This window comes from Pseudomonas sp. MONT-RG-20F-20-E-7-02 (assembly GCF_022662395.1).
Taxonomy (GTDB): domain Bacteria; phylum Pseudomonadota; class Gammaproteobacteria; order Pseudomonadales; family Pseudomonadaceae; genus Aquipseudomonas.
Genome location: NZ_JAKNQN010000004.1, coordinates 317,294 through 334,858, shown reverse-complemented (window position 1 = coordinate 334,858; position 17,565 = coordinate 317,294). Strand labels below are relative to the sequence as shown.

Genomic DNA, 17,565 nt, shown 5'->3' with positions numbered 1-17,565 from the left:
TCGAAACAACAAGAAGCATATAGCGCGGAACCCTAGGGAGTTATCAACCCACATAAGGAATGCAAGTAAACTTTCCTACTAACACAGTTCCGGAATCGCTAAAATGAACTCTATTTCCAACATAGGCGTAAGTATTTATCCGCCACCAACAGCCACCGCACCGTCTATAAATGTGAACGGCACCCTCACCCCTAGAAGAGACGAATATTGGTCTGTACTGGTGGTAACGACTCCGGATCCGGGGGCGCCAGTTAATGCTGAAGGGCGTGATTACCATCCTGCCTCCGACATAAAGATTTATACAGGGCACGCGGATGATAGGATCGACATAAAAGTTATAAACAACCGAGTCGTTGCCGACATCAATGGCATCTCAGTCAAATTGGACATGGATGCGTCTTCCCTGGGTAAACTGCATATAGAAACCGGCGGCGGCAATGATAAAGTAACGATAGCCCCTGACGTAAAAGTGGCTGTAAATGTTGATACGGGGCCAGGTCAAGACACCGTTAATACGGGAGGTGGCTTTACTGAGGCACGTCTGGGTGACGGAAACGATAAAGCCCGTCTGGGCCCTGGCGGGGGTGTCTTATACGGTGAAGACGGTGACGACTTGCTAGAGGGCGGGACTGGCAATAACTTTCTTCTAGGTGGCGCGGGGACCAATACTATAAAAGGCGGTACACCAAGCGATTCATCTCATACCGCGATAGCCGCCGATGGAACAAGGGACAATATCGAGGTTCGCTCCAACGAAACGTCCATACAGATCAAGGCCCAATTTACATCAATACGGTTACACCGCGAGTTCGATGTTCTACTCGATATTTATGAAAGTGCCGGCAATACTGAACTCATCGAGGACAAGGATTCCACTGGATATGTGAACTACACACGTCGGAACGACCCCACTAAGGACCGTCGAATACGCGCAAACGCATCAGACTAAACGCCTCCGACACGACAGACCCTCGGGGCCTTCACAGCCCCGAGATTACAAGAACTACAACATCCGGAAATGAGTAAACCGGAACTCACCTCCTGCACTCAGACACACAGAGTGCGTGTGACTTCAGTCACTCATCGCCAAACCCTCTCTTCACTGGGTACTTACCCTGTTCCTACTTGGAGCCCTCGTATGACGCTCATTTCGCCTTCAATTCCTGCACCTATTCCTACAACCTACAATCCACCTGCACCCAAGCAGAAACCTGCCGTTAAGATTGTTCACGGTAGTGATTCAAAAGGCCCTATCGTCAGCATTATCGTTACCCATCAACAGGCCGATATCAGGATTAAAAAAGACGCTAATAACAACGTTGTCGCGTTTATTCACGGCAAACCGTATCCGTTAAATATCCCAAACTCCGACCTGAGTACCCTCAACATCACTACAGGCCGCTACCGGGATCATGTAAGGATTGATGACAACGTTAAGGTCTATGCCCGCATAGAAACAGGATCCGGTGACGATTTTGTACAGACGGGAGGCGGCGCGGCTAATGTGAAAGCAGGCCCTGGTGATGACCACGTACAACTCGGCACGGGTGGAGGACGGGCGCGCGGCGGCCCCGGCAACGATAAAATGTTCGGAGGCACTGGCCATAGCACGCTTCATGGCGACGACGGAGAAAACTATTTTTCCACCGACATCCCCAAATACTCACCAAAAGGGACTGCAATATACTCATCAGGAACCGAGGACACGATACGTGCTGCCGCCGGCGACGTGGATATTACGGTTTACAGTGGCAAGACCAACATTCAAGTAGATAAAACTGCATGGGCCAACGTTCGCCTTTATGGAAAATCTGAGCGTAGCAACATCACCATCGAGAGCCAGCCTGAAGAGAAAAAGGTCATCGTTGAGGGAGAATGGAAAAACGCTAATATGATTTATAAATAAAAATGCACTTCCTTGATATCAGGCGCCCGGGGCACGCGATGCCCCGAGAACCGAGAACAACTAACCCACCTTTTTCTTGCGCGGCTTCAAATACTTGGTCAGCCCCTGAAACCAGATCACCAGCGCCGGGTTGCCCTTGATCTGGATCGACTTGTCCTGAATCCCCGTCATGAACGCCAGTTGCTTGTTCTTCGCCTGCATCGTGGCGAAGCCGTAGGCGGCATCCTTGAAGGCGATAGCAAACGCGGGCGCTGGGTGAACACCCGAGCGGCTGGTGATGCGCTGGTCTTTGACGATGAAGTGACGGGCAACCTTGCCGTCGAGGGTCTGCAACTGGAACGCCAGGTCTTTGTCACCCAGCTGTTGCTGAAAGGCAGGATTGGTGCGGCTGGCTTTGCCCATCATCAGGCCCAGCACCCACAGCAGAAGACGAAATTTCATGCACACGGCCTCGGTGTAATTATTAAGTGGCCGCAGCAGTGTAACGATTTGCTTAAAGAACGCCACCGATCTCGCGCTTTAGCAGGAGATCGGCTGGCGTTTAACGCTTATAGCAACATGTTGCTTAAACGTTAGGGCAAGGCACCGGCGCCCAGTCGGCGAGGTTTGGATCGCGGCAGGTGCCTTCGATCTGCGCCTTACCGGCGCTGGCGACCTGCTTGCTTTCAGCTTGCTTGGCCTGCACGGTCTGGATGCTCTTCTCGGTGGTCACCGCTTCTTTCGGCACGGTTGGCAACACGGGCTTCTTCGCCGGTTTCACGGCTTTCTTGCCTTTGGCCGGCACCACTGGCGGCGTCGTGTCGGCGGTCGCTACCGTCACCACGTCGTTGCGCTGCACACCCACTTGTTGCAGGTCTTTCTCGTAAGCCTGGGTGTAGTTGTTCAGGTCTTCGCTGGCTTTGCCGTTGACCGCGACGATCAGGTCATTGGACTCCTTCAAGCCCGCTACGATTTCCGCCAGGCGCTTGCGGCCTTCGGTGTCGTTGACGGTCTTGGCCTTGCGATCATTCACCAGCTTGGTGAATGCGCTCTGGTAGCACTGCTGGGACGCTTTGGCGTACGCGGTGCTGCGGTCGATGTCGGCGGCGCTTTTGTTGAAGTCGGTGGAGTACGACGCGATGCGCTGGTTGTCATCGGTAATCTGCTTTTGACGCTCGGTGTAGTAACCCGCCGCGCCGCCGGCCAGGGCACCGCCCGCTGCACCGATGGCGGCGTTACGGCCGCGCTTGTCGGAGTCGCCGGTCAACGCGCCCAGCAGTGCACCGCCGGCAGCGCCGAGGGCCGCGCCGGTAACGACCGACTTGGTCATGTCCGAATCCGTCGCGCGCAGGTGCTGCACCGGCTCGTAGCAGTTCGGGTAGTACTCGACCTTGGTGCTCGACGCGACCTTGGAGGACGGCGACGTGGCGCAACCGGTCAACACGGTGCTGAAACCGGCCGCGATCAGCAGCAGGTGACGCTTGGAAACCGTCTTACGGGAAAAAAGCATAGGTGTGTTCTCTTTTAAGTTTGACTTGCCCAGCACGGCCCACCGCCGCCTGAGTCCCTTCCAAGCTCGCTATACAACCAGCGATCAAGACCGCTGACCGCTCGCTGCGAGCAATTCCTTCAAGATCGTTGCCGGGTCGGCCCGCTGTTGCTTGCGGTAGTTGCCGACATGGCGAACGAACAGTGTTGCGCGCGTCACCAGGCTCTTGCCGAGCACGGGCTTGCGATCCAACTCTTCCTTGATCCGTTGAAACTGCGCCTGGATCACCGCATCGGTGTAGCGCGTGCCGGTGGCCAGGTTGTCGATATAGATCGCCACCGCGCCATCCAGCGCGCTGCGGCCATTGGTGATGGCCATGTCAAACAGCTGCGCGCTGGCCGAGTCCTTGTTGTCCAGGGCTTGCTGACGACTTTTCTGCAGGTTGGCCAGGCGGATGTTGTAGTTGGCGATGGTCTCGGCCACCAACGCGGCTGACTGAATCAGGTTGCCCGCCGCTTCTTCGCGTTGCTGGGCGATCAGCGAAACGTTGCGCTTGAGCTCTTCGTTGACCAGCCCAAGCTCGGCTTGCAACTTGGGATCAACACTGGCGGCGATGATGCTGTCCAGGCGCTTGGTCGGGTCCTGGGCGTCGTCGATGGCGTCAGTCAGCGAGGCCAGGCGGCCTTCTTTCTGCCACTGCGCGAACAATTCCTTGTAGCGCGAACGCGGCGCCGACAGCGCGCCAATCGCCACGCGAAAACCGGTGGTCTCGTTGCTTTGCTCGGTGCCGTCGGCGGCAAACAACGGGTACTCGCGGCGCATGCCGGTAAACAGCGTGCCCTCGCCTTCCAGGTAGTTGCCGCCCTTGACTACAAAGCCGCCATAGGTGCCCTGGCGACGCCCGGCGTGCACCAGTTGGAACGATTCCTGGACCATTTCCGCTGCGTTGCCGATCACGTCGAACATGCCAATCGGGTTGGGCAGTTTGGTGCCAATCGGCATCAGCCGTGCTGCCTGGCCGGTGCCGCCAGCGACTTGGTTGAACACCGCGTAATCACCCAACGGGCCGTCGCTTTCACTGCCTTCGACGCGGCGCGGAAACAGCCGCCCTTCGAGGTCCTGACGGCTCACCGCCTGGCCACCGCGCGCGGCGAACTCCCATTCCACTTCCGTCGGCAAGCGCACAAAGCCCAGGCCGCCGTCTTCCGCCGAAGAACCGCGACCACTCACCGGCAGCAGGTCGCGGTGATATTTCATCAACCAGGCGCTGTACACCGCCGAGAAGCGCTCGGCCTCAAAGCGCGACAGTTTCACCTTGGGCAAACGCGCGGCCATGCCGGTGGGCGCATCGCACGCCGGCGCCGGCTCGCCACTGGCCAGCGACTGCGCCTGGGACATCACCTGGGCGTACTGGCGTGCGGTCACTTCGTACTTGCCGATGAAATACAGCATCGGCTTGAGCGGGGTTTTGGCATCGGTCTTCGGCATCAACGGCGCGATGACGGTGTTCCAGTCTTTGGGCAAATCCTTGAGGGTGAACTGGCCGTTGATAAAGTCGCGGCGGTAGCCGGAAATAAACGACTGCTGATAACCGGCCTCGCCTTCGCTGAACGGGTAGCCGAGGCTGATCTCGCGGTCATCCAGGGTGCCTTGGGCCAGCACGTAAGCGTAGCGGAACACCATGTTGCCGTCGCACGGCAGCGGCAGGCTCACGTCATCCGGCAACGGTTTGGGGTTGTCGAGTTTGTCGCTCGCCTCATCCGCCCACGCCAGCGAAGCCAAGCTCAGCGCCACGCAGGCGCCCAGTAACTTATACATCTCTGATTCCTTCAGAAGCCTGGATACGCGCCACTCGCCAACCGCCACAAGCCGCCGCCACGGCGCTGACGCCAAGGATTGCAACCAGGGCCAGGCCGTAGTGACGCGCCAGCAGGTGGCTGGCGTATTCGCCCGGTACCTGCACAAATAATTTATTCAAACCCGCCTCGGCCACGCCATACAACCCGGCACTGAGCACGGCGGCAACGCCTGCGCTGTAGAGCGCTTGCAGCATCACAAACAGCAACAGCCCGGCGGTGGAAAACCCCAACAACCGCAACACCGACAACTCTCGACGCTTGCGCGCCACGGCCGCCAACGCCCCGGCAAAGATCGCCGCAAACGCGCCAGCCAAGGCCAACCCGGCGATGATCCAGAACACGATCGACAGGTTGCGGCTCAACGACTGCACCTGGGCGATGGTGTTGGCCTGGGTCGACACCAACAGGTTCTGCCCGGCAAAAAACACCCGCAACGGCTCCACATCGGCGAGGCTGCGGGCGTACAGGCGAAACGCCGGGTACACCCGCTGCTCTGTCGCGCCGACCGCTTCACCTTCCCAACCCAACGCCGGCACTGCACGGCCATCGCGATAATCTTCCGCCGCTTCCAGCAAGCCCAAATCGGCAAACAAACCGTCACGCGCAAACGCCTCAAGCGGCAGCACCGCTACAACCTGCAACCGCGTGCGCTGGGCTTCGACGCGCCCCGCCACTTGCCGCGCAAAGTGGGTCTCCAGCCAATCGCCCGGCCGCGCCGCGAGTTTTTCCGCAGCGGTGTGGCTCAGCACGATCTGGTCCAGGCCGCGAGGCATCGGCAAATCCACGAGCAACGGATCACCCGGCGCGGTTGGTAGCATTTCCAGAGTCAGTGTGCCCACTTGCGCCGTCGCCGCAATTTGCCGTGTACGCGGCACGGCAAAAGCCACATCGCTACGCTGGGCAAGCTGTTCGATAAACGCCGCGTTGAATCGACCACCGCCCAACGGAATAATTTCACGGGTCGCGGGGTCGGTCTCCAAGCGTTCGGTCAAACTGCTAACCAGTCCAAATTTCAGCCCGAATAACACCAGCAACGGCGCGATGACGGCGACCAGCGCCAGCACCGAACAGGCCGACAGCCAGGCATCGTTGCGGTAATCCTGCCAGGCCAGCGACGCCACCAGGCCGATACGCATCAGCACACCTCCCCGAGCGTGGCGGTGACGCCGCCATCGGCGTCGCGCCGGCAACTGATGCGCCGCACCTGCAAGCCACTGGCGCGGGCCAAGGGTTCGTCATGGGTGGCGATCACACAGGCCGCGCGGTGCTCACGGGCCTGGGCCAACAGTGCCTGCATCACGCGCTCAGCATTCAGCGGGTCCAGCGACGCGGTCGGTTCGTCCGCCAATACCAATTGCGGCGCATGGGCCAAGGCGCGGGCGCAGCTCACGCGTTGGCGTTGGCCCACCGACAGCGCGGCCGGTTTCTTGGCCAACTGATCGCTGATTTCCAACTGCTCGGCCAGGCGCGCCACGCTGCCGTCGTCCTTCAAGCCCAACAACTGCCGGGACAACGCGATATTGCTGCGCACATCGAGAAACCCCAGCAGGCCGCCGGTTTGCAGCACATAGCCCAGGTGTTGGCTGCGCAACTCGGCCAAGGTGGATTGCCGATCAGCACGCCACAGCCCGCCGATATCAACCTGATCAAACTCAAACTGGCCAACCTGATCCGGCGCCAGCACCAGCGCCAGCACATCGAGCAAGGTACTTTTGCCGCAGCCACTGGGCCCGACAATCGCCAATTGTTCACCCGCGCGCAGCTGCAGCGCCGGAATCACCAAACTGTAGCGTTGGCTGCCGACGCCGCGGCTTTTGTGCACTGCGCTCAGGTTCAGCATTACGGCAGCGTCGACAAGGGCACGCGGTACAACGCATCGCCCGGCTCGGCATCGCCGAATCGGACCCAGTTGGCCACGTCATTGTGGAAGGTTTCGTAGAGACGGATTTTCGAATCCAGCTCGTCGATAAAGTCTTCCTGCTCGGCCACGCTCAACGACAACCACAAGTCCTGGGTCATGTTCAGCGACTTGCTGCGGTAAGGCAGGCCTTCCAGGTATTCGCCGAGAATGCCGCCATCGGCCAGGTTGCCGCCCTTGCGCAGGGCTTGCGGGTCGCGGCTCATGTACGCCGAAGCGCTGGCGATTTCCTGGAAGAAGTCCTTGGGCGAGGTCTGGGTTTTGCGTGCGGCGTCGACGATCAGCTTCAGCGATTGCTGCAGGTCATTGAGCTGCAACTTGGTCAGCATCACGCACACCTGGAACGCCGGCAATGCCGGGTTGGTCAGGTCACGGTCGGCGGTCCAGGCGCTGACCAGTTGCGGCGCCTGGCTGGCGGTTTTGCGGCCGAGGAAATCCATGTGCATGGCGTAACCGACGGCGGCGGACTTGTCGGCCAAGGTCGGCGCGGCGCTCAACAGCGGCACCGGCTGTGGCGTGTTGCTGCGCACCTGGTGCACGAGGTTGGCGAACACGCTGCCGATCTCGTCGACACGCTCACCCAATTTGCGCACGTCGCCACCCGGCACCGGCGTGTAGAGGTCGCCGATCTGCGGGTTGGCGTCGGCAGTCAGCACGCGGTACTGGGTTTCGGCACCGGCGTGGGTTTTCTTGCCGGCGTCGGTGCGCAGGTGCAAGGCGTAGATCTTGATCTGCTTGCCCAAGGCGGCCTGGCGCACTTCGGCTTCGTTCATTTGCGTGGCGGCGAACGGGTCGTTCTTGCGCAGCGCACCCGCGTCGGTGACCAGCAAAATGATACGCCCGCCGTAGCCGGACCAATCCATGCCATCCACCGCCTGCATCACTCCGGCAAACGCGTCTTCGTTGAACGAGTGGCTGGACACGGTGGAGGCTTTGACCTGGCGTGCCATGTCGAGGAAGCGTTGCGGATCGCGGCCTTGATCCAGCGTGATCAGCGTCTTGGCGACGTACTCCAGGCCGGGGGTTTTCTTGATGCTGTTGCGAAAGCCCACCAGGCCGAAACTGACGCTGTCCAACTCGCCGCGCTCTGCGATGCGGGTCTGCAACTCGTGCACCACATCGCGGACCTGGTCGATGTAAGGCTGCATCGACACGGTGGTGTCGACCACCAGCACCACGGCAGTGCGGAAGGCGTCGGCGCTGGTGTTGGCCGCGCGAGCAGTCGGCTTCGCAGCAGCGCTGCTGCCGGGATCGATAGAGGCCACATTCAGCAACTGCACCGGCTGGCCGTTTTCGTCGAAGCTCTCTTTGGAGTCGAAGATCGGCAGCAGGTAAAACTGGTTCTGCGGCACGGCGCTGGCCGTCGGTTCCAGCGCCAGCACTTGCTGATTGTCTTCGCTGTTCTTCTGCGCCTTGGCCAGCACGCCTTTGGCCGCCGCAGGATCAGCCAACAGCTTTTCCACCTCGCTGGATTGGCGCAGGAACATCACCGGCGCGCGGCCCGAGCGCTCGGTGAACTTGAGCACCAGACTCTGCTTCCAGTCGCTGACCTGGGCGGCCGGCAGCCAGCCATCGCTGCGCCCATCGGTGGCGGTGCCGACACGCACCCAGGGGCTGCCATCGACGTCTTTGCGCTGGTAAACATAGAGCACGGAAAACGCCGGCAGCCCCTCGCTGGCTGCAACACCGGCGTCATGGGACAGCTTGGCGCCCGGCTTGCTGAGCACGCGCTGGAACAGAGTCTTCTTGCCCGCCATCAGCAAGGGCCGCTGGCCGCCGTCCGCATCGGCCACAGCCGTTTTTACTTCAGGAGACGCGGGCGTTTTTGGCACCACCGCAGCGGGCGGTGCCGCCGGCGTATCGCTACCGCTCAGCCACCAATAACTCGCACCACCAATGGCCAGCGCGACAGCCACCGCGACCGCAGCCAGGGCCAGCACCGGCCCACGACGCTGCTCCGACACGGCGTTGTGTTGGGTTGGCGTCACCACCGGCTGGCGCACCGGTTGCGGCTGGGGCTTATCGGTGGGAATCTCGATAGACACCGGCGTCATGCCCGCCAGGTCAAAACTCAGCGGAATCGGCAACGGCCGCACCAGCGTAGCTTCCGGCGACTCCGCCGGCAGCTGGTCCAGCGCGCGCAGCAACGCCGCCGCATCCGGGAAACGTTCCGCCGGGTCTTTGGCCAACAGCTTGCGCAGCACGTCCTGATAACGGCCGTGGTGCACCGGCAATTCGGGCAGGGGTTCGGTCAAGTGCGCAAGCGCCGTGGAAAGCGCATCGGTGCCGGTGTAAGGCAGCTTGCCGACGAGAATTTCATACAGCACCACGCCCAATGCGTAGAGGTCGGCGCGGCCATCAATCTCCTGGCCCCGCGCCTGTTCCGGGCTCATGTAGCTCGGCGTTCCCACGGCGAATCCGGCTTGGGTGAACTGGGTGCGGTCATCCAGGGACTTGGCGATGCCAAAGTCCGACAACACCGCGGTGCCGTCGGCGCGGAACAAAATATTCGCCGGCTTGACGTCACGGTGCACCAAGCCTTGGGCATGCGCATAGCCCAGGGCCGAAGCGATCTGGCGGATCAGCGTCACGCCCTGCTCCGGCGTCAGCCCGGCGGCGATGCGCTCTTTGAGCGTGCCGTTGGGCAGGTATTCCATGGCCATGTAATACAGCTCACCGACATTGCCGATGTCATGGATGGTCACCGTGTGCGGGTGCGACAAGCGCGCCAGGGTCTTGCCCTCACGCAGGAAGCGCTCGCAAAAACTCGGGTCGGCCGCCAGCGCAGCGGCCATCACTTTCAAGGCCACCTTGCGCTCCAGCGAGCGCTGGGTCGCCAGGTACACGCTGGCCATGGCGCCTTCGCCGATCTCGCCTTCGATGTCATAACCCGGAATCACGATGTTCATGGCGAGACCTTCACGACAATGGCGGTGATATTGTCCGGCGCGCCTCGGTTGAGGCCCAGGTGCACCAGGCTGCGCACGATCTCGTCCGGCGCGTCATGGCCCAGCACCTCGCGGATTTCGTGATCTTCGACGGTTTTGTTCAAGCCATCGCTGCACAGCAGGTAGCTGTCACCGGGGGCGATCAGCAGGTCGACCACCGATAGCGCCAACTGGGCTTCCACGCCAATCGCGCGGGTGACGATATTGGCGCGCGGGTGCACGCGGGCATCGGCTTCGCTGAGCAGGCCGCTGTCTTGCAGGTCCTGCACGTAGCTGTGGTCGCGGGAAATGCCTTCGAGCACGCCGTCGCGCAGGCGGTACAGGCGGCTGTCGCCCGCCCACAAGCACACGCCGCGCAGGCCGCGTGCGGCCAATACCACAACCGTACTGCCCATCATGGTCACGCCACGGTTGGCGGTTTCTTCGCGCACGGCTGCGTTGATGCGGATCAGGTCATTGCGCAAGGCCGCCGAGTATTCGTCGAGGGAACGCCCCACCGGCACATTGCGCAGGCTGTCGACGATCAAACTGCTGACGTAGTCCCCCGCCGCATGCCCGCCCATGCCGTCGGCCACCACCCACAGGCGGTTCTCCGGCAGGTCCAGGCACGCGTCTTCATTGACCTGGCGGACCATGCCCACATGGCTTTTGCTCGCGGATTTGAACGTCGACCCCATCTACATCACACCTTCTTGTCCGAGCAAAAACTGCGCAAAATCGCCGGCGGCAGGCAAGCCCTGACACCGCAATAAACCAGGGGAAATCACCTGCGAGCCACGGCCCCACCACAGGCTCGCGCCCTCGCAGGCCTGTTCGGCGAGCGCGGTCATGCGGCTGTGGGGCACGGTGGCGGCCACCCGCTGCAGGCCGGCAAAACGGCTGTCCACCGCGCGTTGCTCACTGGCCGGAATGCCGAGTTTGTCGACGCCGTCGTTGAAGCCTTCAAAGGTTGCGCCGGCATTCAGGGTGCTGAGCAGCAGCTCTTCGGCCTGCTCGAACCAGGTGTCCGGCCCGCCGACCAGCGACGCCGGGTTGGTGTCGTGATCGAGCAACGCCACCACCGCCAGCGGGAAATACCGCCCGACCCGATCAATGCTCGGCATCACCACACCCGCCGCCGCATCCGGCCCGCACACACCCGGCGCCAGCACGAAGCGCCACAACGGGCTGACCAAATACACGTTGAGCCAGTCACCGCCGAGGCTGTTTTGGCTGGCAAGCAAACCTGCCGCCAGCCAGCTGTCCCACGGGCCGATAAAGCTCTGGGGCAAGGCGCGGCTGACAAAGTCACCGCGGCTGGCCAACTTGCCGTAGAAACCCAGCGTCGTCATAACCGCTCCGGCAGGCTGAAGCCGCTGAGCACGCGGCTCTTGAACGGGTTGAAAGCACTGTTGGCGCGCAACTCGTAAGCGATGCTCGCGCCGTCAACCCGCAGGCGCAGGTTGAAGCGGTCCGGCGAGTTGCCGGCGGTGAGGTCCGACTGTTCCAGCAAGCGGAACCAGGCCCACGGGCCGTCCAGGGTCACGCCGGAACGGCCACTGGCCGACGGCGGCATGATCGAAATGCGCACCACGCCAATGCTGCCGGGGTTCGGCCATTGCATGGCCACCGGGCGGCTTGGGCCGTGGTCATAGCTCAATTGCTGGCCGTCCAGGTCGAGCAGGAACTGGGTGATGGTCGGGTCCATCGACACCGGTTTAAGCTCGAAACGCACGATCGGCTGGGTACCGCCCGCGCGGAAGAACGCATCACGAATCGCCGCCGCGCGCTGAAAGGTTTGCAAAACGCCCGGCGCAATCCCGAGCTTCTGCGCGGCGCCCGGCTGCCAGCGCCAGGTCTGCGCGGAGGTGTCGACGTAAGGCTGCAGGTACTTGCGGAAGTAGTTGTCCATCACCCCGCCGACGCCGAAGAACTGGCCGAAGTCGTCCAGCGTGGCGTCACGCGCGCTGCCCGGCGCCATCGGGTAACGCCCGGCCAGGGACTGACGGTACACGTTGACCACTTCGCTGACCCACGCCGCGTTGAGTTGGTTGCGCACGCCGCCCATCATGCTGTTGGTGGTGGAATTGACCACCGACTTGACCATGCCCTGCACCAGCGGCGGCTGGCGTTCGGCGTTCAGGCTGACTCGCGTGGCCGCCGCCGCTGCCTGGTTCTTCGCCTCACCGAGCAAGGCATCGCCACTGGCGCCGACCATGGCGCTGACCTGCACATACAGCGCGTTCATGTCCGCCAGCAGGCCATCGATGGCAGCCGGCTCGCCTTCATTCTTGCTGACGATGCTATTGAGTTCGGCAAAGTGCGCAGTCACCGGATCGTCTGCCGCCTGCGGCGCGTTGGCAGTCGGTTGCTCCTGGCCAAGCAGGCTGCCAAGGCGCTCCTTGAGTTTGTCGACACCCCCTTCCACCGGCACGCCTTTGGCGGCCAATTGGCGTTCCTCGGCTTGCAGATCGGTTTCCTTGGAGACGGCCACCAGCAGCTTTTTCAACGGCGACGTAGGCCCGGAAATCACCCGCAGCACGTCCGCTGCCTGGGCCACGCTGGTGATCGGCACGAAGTCGATGTCGGCAAGCAGCGCGTCCCACTGGCGCTGGTAGTCCTGGAAGTACAGGCGACGCACATCGGCGGCAAGGCTGACCACGTTCTGCTGGTCGGCCTGCTCACGGCCCAGCACCCATTGCTCTTCGGCGAGGGTGCCGGTCTGGTTCAGGCTGCTGAGCAGGAATGCCTGGCGATAACCCTTGGCGGTGAAGAACCCACTCAGCGGCTCGCCCAACGGCTTGCCACTTTTGCGGCTGAACACCAGCGCAGCGTCGCGGCCGGCGGCTTCGTTAATGCGAAAGTCCGGCACGCCTTCGGGCAGTTTCTGGCGTTTTACCCGGTCATAGACGCGCTGGGCCACCGGCAGTTGTTGCAGTTGCCGACGCAGGTCGTCGATCAGCCGTGGGTCGAGGCGTGCGTTCGGCGGGTGGCGTTCGAACAGCGCCTGCAAGTGCCCGCTCAACGCCTGGCGCTGATCGGCCGGCAGGTCGCGCGGCAGGTTGCGGTCCCAGTCCAGGGCGATCCAGGCCTTGATGAAGTCCGGGTCGTAATGCTCGGCGTCGGCGAGCATCAAGTAGGCCTTGAGGCCTTCGTACAGGAAGTCGGAATTGCCGCCGCCGTGCAGTTGTTCCTCGATGCGCGTCACCAGGCGTGGCGCGAATACGGCGATCAACAGCTTGCGGTAAACACTCGCGGACTCGGCTTCAAGCATGTCGCCTTGGTACAGGCCCAAGCCTTCGGACCAGCTCGGCGAATCACCCGCGAGGTTCTTCACCGCATTCAGCAACGGCAGCACAGCCAATACTTCGCGCTGCGCCGGGCTGAGGTTCTGCACGGTCTGGCCCAGCGGCGCGACCTTCTGATCGACCTGGGCGATGTACGCCTGGTTGGCGCGGTAACTCACCCACCACAAACCGCTGACCACCACCACCAACGCCACGGTCGCCGCCAGCACGCCGCGTGCGATCCATTTGCGCCGACGCTCGACCTTCGGGTTCACACCCACCAGCCCACGCTCGGCAAAGGCCACGGCGGTGAACAGTTTTTCGATGAAATAACTGCGACCGGTGCCGCTCTGGCGCGCCAGGTGTTGGCGGTCCAGGTTCATGCTCTGGGCCATGGCGCCGATCAGGCGATCAATCGGGCTGCCTTCCTGGGTGCCGCTGGTGAAGTACACGCCGCGCAGCAACACGCGCTCTTCAAAGGCGTTGGGTTTGAACACACCTTCGAGGAAGCCTTGCAGGCAATCCTTCAAGGCGCCGAATTGCTGCGGGAAACCGTAGATCAGGTCGCGCCGGGCCGGGTCGCGCTCTTGTTGCAGGCGCTCCACCAAGCGTTCGTTGAGGCGCTGCTCCAAGCCGGCGAATTCGCTTTGCAGCGTCGCCAACGGGCTGTCGCTGTTTTTGCCGTCGTCCAGGGCAAAGGTCATGCCCCATACCTGGGCGCGGTCTTCCTTGCTCAGGTTGTCGAAGTACTCCATGAAGCCCGGCACCAGGTCGAGCTTGGTCAGCATCAGGTAGATCGGGAAACGCACGCCCAACTGGGTGTACAGCTCCTGGATACGCAGGCGAATCGCCGCGGCATGGGCGGCGCGTTCGGCATCCGTGCCGAGCAGCAGATCCGACAGGCTAATGGCGATAAACGCGCCATCGATCGGGCGGCGCGAACGCTGCTTTTTCAACAGATCAAGGAAGCCCAGCCACGCGGCTTTATCCACCGTGGAGTTGCTGTCCTGGGTGGTGTAGCGGCCCGCGGTGTCGAGCAAAACGGCTTGGTCGGTAAACCACCAATCACAGTTGCGCGTGCCGCCGACGCCGCGCACCGCACCGGCGCCCAGCTGCGCGGCCAGTGGGAAGTGCAGGCCGGAATTGACCAGCGCGGTGGTCTTGCCCGAACCCGGCGGGCCGATGATCACGTACCACGGCAGCTCGTAGAGGTTGCGACGCTCATCACCGCCGAGCTTGGCCTTTTTCAGCAGTGCCAGGGCTTCGTCCATGCGCTGGCGCAGGGTCGATAACTCTTCGGCAGTGGCGACGCTGTTGGGATCTACCGGGGTTTCGGCGGCCAGGCTGCGCATCACTTCGGCAGCCTGGCGCCGGGCCTGGATAATGCGGAACACGCGGTAAGCGATCCACCCCGCAAATACCAGGATGATCAGCGCCCAACGGCGCCCTTCCGGCACCAGGAAGTCGAGCAACGGCCCGACAAACCAGATGATCAGGCTCAGGGCAATCAGGCCCAGCACGGGGATCACCCAGCGAATCATGAAACTGAAAAACGCCTTCACTCGACGCCCTCCGCCAATACGGTGATTTCAACCCGACGATTGCGGGCACGGCCTTCGGCAGTGGCGTTGGTTGCCACAGGCTCAGTGTCGCTTCGGCCTTCGGCGCTGAAGCGCTCCGCCTGGCCGGTCTTGGCTGCCAGAATCTCCAGCACCGACTTGGCGCGGGCTTCGGACAGCGCCCAGTTGGACGGGAAGCGCAGCGTGGCAATCGGGCGGTTGTCACTGTGCCCGGTGACGCGCACCTGGCCCTTGACCTTGCGGATGGCGTCAGCGATGCGCAGCATCAACGGCTGGTAGTCATCGACGATGCTGGAGCTGGCGGACGCGAACAGCTCATCGCCACGGATCGTCACCACGGAACGGTCGACCTTGTCTTCCACGGCCACGCGGCCAGCCTTGATGTCTTCCACCAGGAAACCGGCCAAGCGTGGCCGCTCAATGACTTTCGGCTGCGCTACCGGCCGGTCGATGGCCTGCACCGGAATCTCGCCCAGGGCATGGATGTTCTTGAACACCGGCTCGGCGTCCGAGGCCAGCTTCATGCGCAAACCGAACAGCAACGCCAGCAGCAACGCCAGGCCGATGGCCACGGCGATCCACGGCGGCATGAATTGCGCCAGGCGATCACGCGCCACGGTCACGCCGCGCCAGTGCGGCGACAGCTCGCGCTCGTGTTCGCCACGCGCACTGCGAATGGCGGCGGCGGTGCGTTCACGCAAGGCTTCCAACTGGCTGCGACCGTCATTCATCACGCGGTAACGGCCCTCGAAACCCAGGCACATGCACAGGTACAACAGCTCCAGCAAATACAAACGCTCGCGCGGGCTTTGCAGGCAGTGGTCGAGCAACTGGAAGACTTTTTCGCCGCCCCAGGCTTCGTTGTGCACGGTGATCAACAGGCTCTGTTTGCCCCAGTCGCTGGTGCTGCCCCACGGCGTACTGAGCACCGCTTCATCGAGCGCGGTGCACAGCGCGTAACGCGCCAGCAGCACTTCATTGCGCGCCACGCCAGCGGCTTCGGCGCGCTCTTCGAACTGGCGCAAGTAAGCCAGCAACTGCGCGCGCAGGCTGGCCGGTGCCGGATGCGCGATGGTGTTGCGCAGGCGCGTCAACAGCGCCAACAGTGGGCCGGCAGCGCTTTCCAACGGGTTGAGGCCTTGGCTTTTGCCGGTCAGGATCGGCGCGGCCGGCATCGATAAAGGCGCCGGTTCTGCACGCGCAGGTTCCGGCGCACGGCCACCCGGGCGCGGCATGAACTGGGTGCGGTCATCATCATTGGGATGCATCGCGGATTATCCTCGGATCGCCCAGAAGGCCAGGTTCAAGCCCGGGAACTGCCCGGCGATGTGGAAGGCAAAGCCACCGGAGTTGTTTAGCTGTTGCCAGTGCTCGCTGCCACGGTCCAGTTCGTAATAGGTGCTGCCCGCGTGGTACGGGATCTGGCGTGGCGCCACCGGCAACGGCAACAGGCCAATGCCCGGCAGTTGCAGGTTGACCATGTCGCGGATGTGTTCCACCGAACCGACTTTGCTCTGCTGGCCGAAGCGCGCGCGCAGGGTTTCGCCGGGCACATCGGCGCGCACCACGAGGATGAAACTGGCGCTGTCGAGCAGGGTTTTGTCGGCGAGCATCGCCACGTGGATGCCGTAGGCTTTCTCCACAATCGGGATCGGCGTGGCTTTGCTGTCGATCAGCATCGACAGCGCTTCACGCAAGGCCGCCATCACCGGGGCGAAGCTCAAGGCCAGGTCGTCGTGCTGGTAGTGCGGATATTCCTGGGGGCGCCGACCCGAAGTCGAGAAGGTGGAAAACTCGCCGGCCAGGCTCACCAGTTCACTGAAGAAACGCTCCGGGTGCAGCGGGCTCAACTGGCTGAAATGTTGGAGCAGCGGCTGCGCGCGGTTGACCAGTTGCAGCAGCATGAAGTCGGCAATCTCCGACGCACCACCGGCGCCCGAGGCGACCACGCGGCCGGCCAGGGCTTCGCCACGCTGGTGCAGCAGGCCGAGCAGTTCGCTGCGAAAGGCGGTCAGCGGTTTGCTGGCGGCAACGTCGAGTACCGGTGGAATGTAAGTGTCGTCGAGCACCAGCGCGCGGTCGGCGCGTTTTTCCTTGATGCGCACCAGGCCAATAGCGGCGTAATCGCTGATGCCATCTTGTGCCGTCAACAGGCGCAGGGCGCGGGAGCCCACGGCCACCGGCGCGCGGTTTTCGAACGGGGCATTGTCATCACGGACTTCGCGCACCTGGCTGACATAACGCGCCGCGCCGAGGTCTTCGCCGTCATCTACCGTGTCACGCGCGCCTGCGCGCTTGAGCGGCAAGGCCAGGTAGACCAGGCCGTCGCGCAGGTTGTCGTCGATATTCAGCGGGCTCGGCGCCAGGTCATCCTGGGGAATATTGAACGGCGTGCCATCCGGCAACAGGCCGCGCGCCGACACGATGGCCAGCTTGCCCTGAGCCAGCAGGCCCTGGTCAATCAACAGCTCGGAAAAACCCCACGCACCGGCAGACAACGGGCGGCTGCGGGCGTCGATCAGGTTTTCCAGGTAACGGTCATGCTGCTGGAAGTGCTGCGTTCCGATGAACATGCCTTCCGACCAGACCACGCGATTGTTCCAGGACATGGGGGCTCCGA

General features: G+C 62.5%; 13 protein-coding genes. 2 read left to right on the top strand and 11 right to left on the bottom strand.

Annotated features, from left to right (window positions below; genetic code table 11):
• Positions 1-103 precede the first annotated feature (103 nt).
• Together L8I05_RS14435 and L8I05_RS14430 are read left to right on the top strand one after the other, a co-directional pair.
• Positions 104-949, top strand: a complete 846-nt coding sequence (locus L8I05_RS14435; RefSeq protein WP_242169722.1) for a hypothetical protein — start codon at positions 104-106, stop codon at positions 947-949.
• Positions 950-1,138: 189 nt separating this feature from the next.
• On the top strand, positions 1,139-1,906 hold the full coding sequence (locus tag L8I05_RS14430) for a hypothetical protein (RefSeq protein WP_242169720.1): 768 nt from the start codon (positions 1,139-1,141) through the stop codon (positions 1,904-1,906).
• Positions 1,907-1,966: 60 nt separating this feature from the next.
• Here the strand turns inward: L8I05_RS14430 and L8I05_RS14425 are convergent, their stop codons facing one another.
• The 11 genes from L8I05_RS14425 to tssK all read right to left on the bottom strand — a co-directional run bounded on the left by L8I05_RS14425 (position 1,967) and on the right by tssK (position 17,554).
• Positions 1,967-2,347 carry a helicase gene (locus L8I05_RS14425; RefSeq protein WP_159961033.1) on the bottom strand — a complete coding sequence of 127 codons (381 nt, stop codon included), beginning with the start codon at positions 2,345-2,347 and terminating at the stop codon, positions 1,967-1,969.
• A gap of 124 nt (positions 2,348-2,471) precedes the next feature.
• Positions 2,472-3,395 carry a type VI secretion system-associated lipoprotein TagQ gene (gene tagQ / locus L8I05_RS14420; protein WP_242169718.1) on the bottom strand — a complete coding sequence of 308 codons (924 nt, stop codon included), beginning with the start codon at positions 3,393-3,395 and terminating at the stop codon, positions 2,472-2,474.
• Between the two features lie 84 nt (positions 3,396-3,479).
• Positions 3,480-5,192 (bottom strand): SUMF1/EgtB/PvdO family nonheme iron enzyme, encoded by a 1,713-nt coding sequence (locus L8I05_RS14415; RefSeq protein WP_242169716.1) that lies wholly within the window; start codon positions 5,190-5,192, stop codon positions 3,480-3,482.
• Positions 5,185-6,369, bottom strand: a complete 1,185-nt coding sequence (locus L8I05_RS14410) for an ABC transporter permease (protein WP_242169714.1) — start codon at positions 6,367-6,369, stop codon at positions 5,185-5,187. The genes L8I05_RS14415 and L8I05_RS14410 overlap by 8 nt, the downstream gene beginning before the upstream one ends.
• Positions 6,369-7,073: an ABC transporter ATP-binding protein gene (locus L8I05_RS14405; RefSeq protein WP_242169712.1), complete on the bottom strand. Its 705-nt coding sequence runs from the start codon at positions 7,071-7,073 to the stop codon at positions 6,369-6,371. The genes L8I05_RS14410 and L8I05_RS14405 overlap by 1 nt, the downstream gene beginning before the upstream one ends.
• Positions 7,073-10,060 carry a serine/threonine-protein kinase gene (locus L8I05_RS14400; RefSeq protein WP_242169710.1) on the bottom strand — a complete coding sequence of 996 codons (2,988 nt, stop codon included), beginning with the start codon at positions 10,058-10,060 and terminating at the stop codon, positions 7,073-7,075. Before L8I05_RS14400 ends, L8I05_RS14405 begins: the two co-directional genes overlap by 1 nt.
• Positions 10,057-10,776, bottom strand: coding sequence for a protein phosphatase 2C domain-containing protein (locus tag L8I05_RS14395; protein WP_242169708.1), 720 nt, complete (start codon positions 10,774-10,776; stop codon positions 10,057-10,059). Before L8I05_RS14395 ends, L8I05_RS14400 begins: the two co-directional genes overlap by 4 nt.
• A complete protein-coding gene (gene tagF / locus L8I05_RS14390; protein WP_242169705.1) occupies positions 10,777-11,430 on the bottom strand; it encodes a type VI secretion system-associated protein TagF in 654 nt (217 codons plus the stop codon).
• Positions 11,427-14,927 carry a type VI secretion system membrane subunit TssM gene (gene tssM, locus L8I05_RS14385; protein ID WP_242169703.1) on the bottom strand — a complete coding sequence of 1,167 codons (3,501 nt, stop codon included), beginning with the start codon at positions 14,925-14,927 and terminating at the stop codon, positions 11,427-11,429. Before tssM ends, tagF begins: the two co-directional genes overlap by 4 nt.
• Complete coding sequence (locus L8I05_RS14380; protein WP_159961059.1) at positions 14,924-16,213, bottom strand: DotU family type VI secretion system protein; 1,290 nt, start codon at positions 16,211-16,213, stop codon at positions 14,924-14,926. Before L8I05_RS14380 ends, tssM begins: the two co-directional genes overlap by 4 nt.
• 6 nt (positions 16,214-16,219) lie before the next feature.
• Entirely contained in the window at positions 16,220-17,554 is a 1,335-nt protein-coding gene (gene tssK / locus L8I05_RS14375) for a type VI secretion system baseplate subunit TssK (RefSeq protein ID WP_242169701.1), read from the bottom strand.
• Between the last annotated feature and the right edge of the window lie 11 nt (positions 17,555-17,565).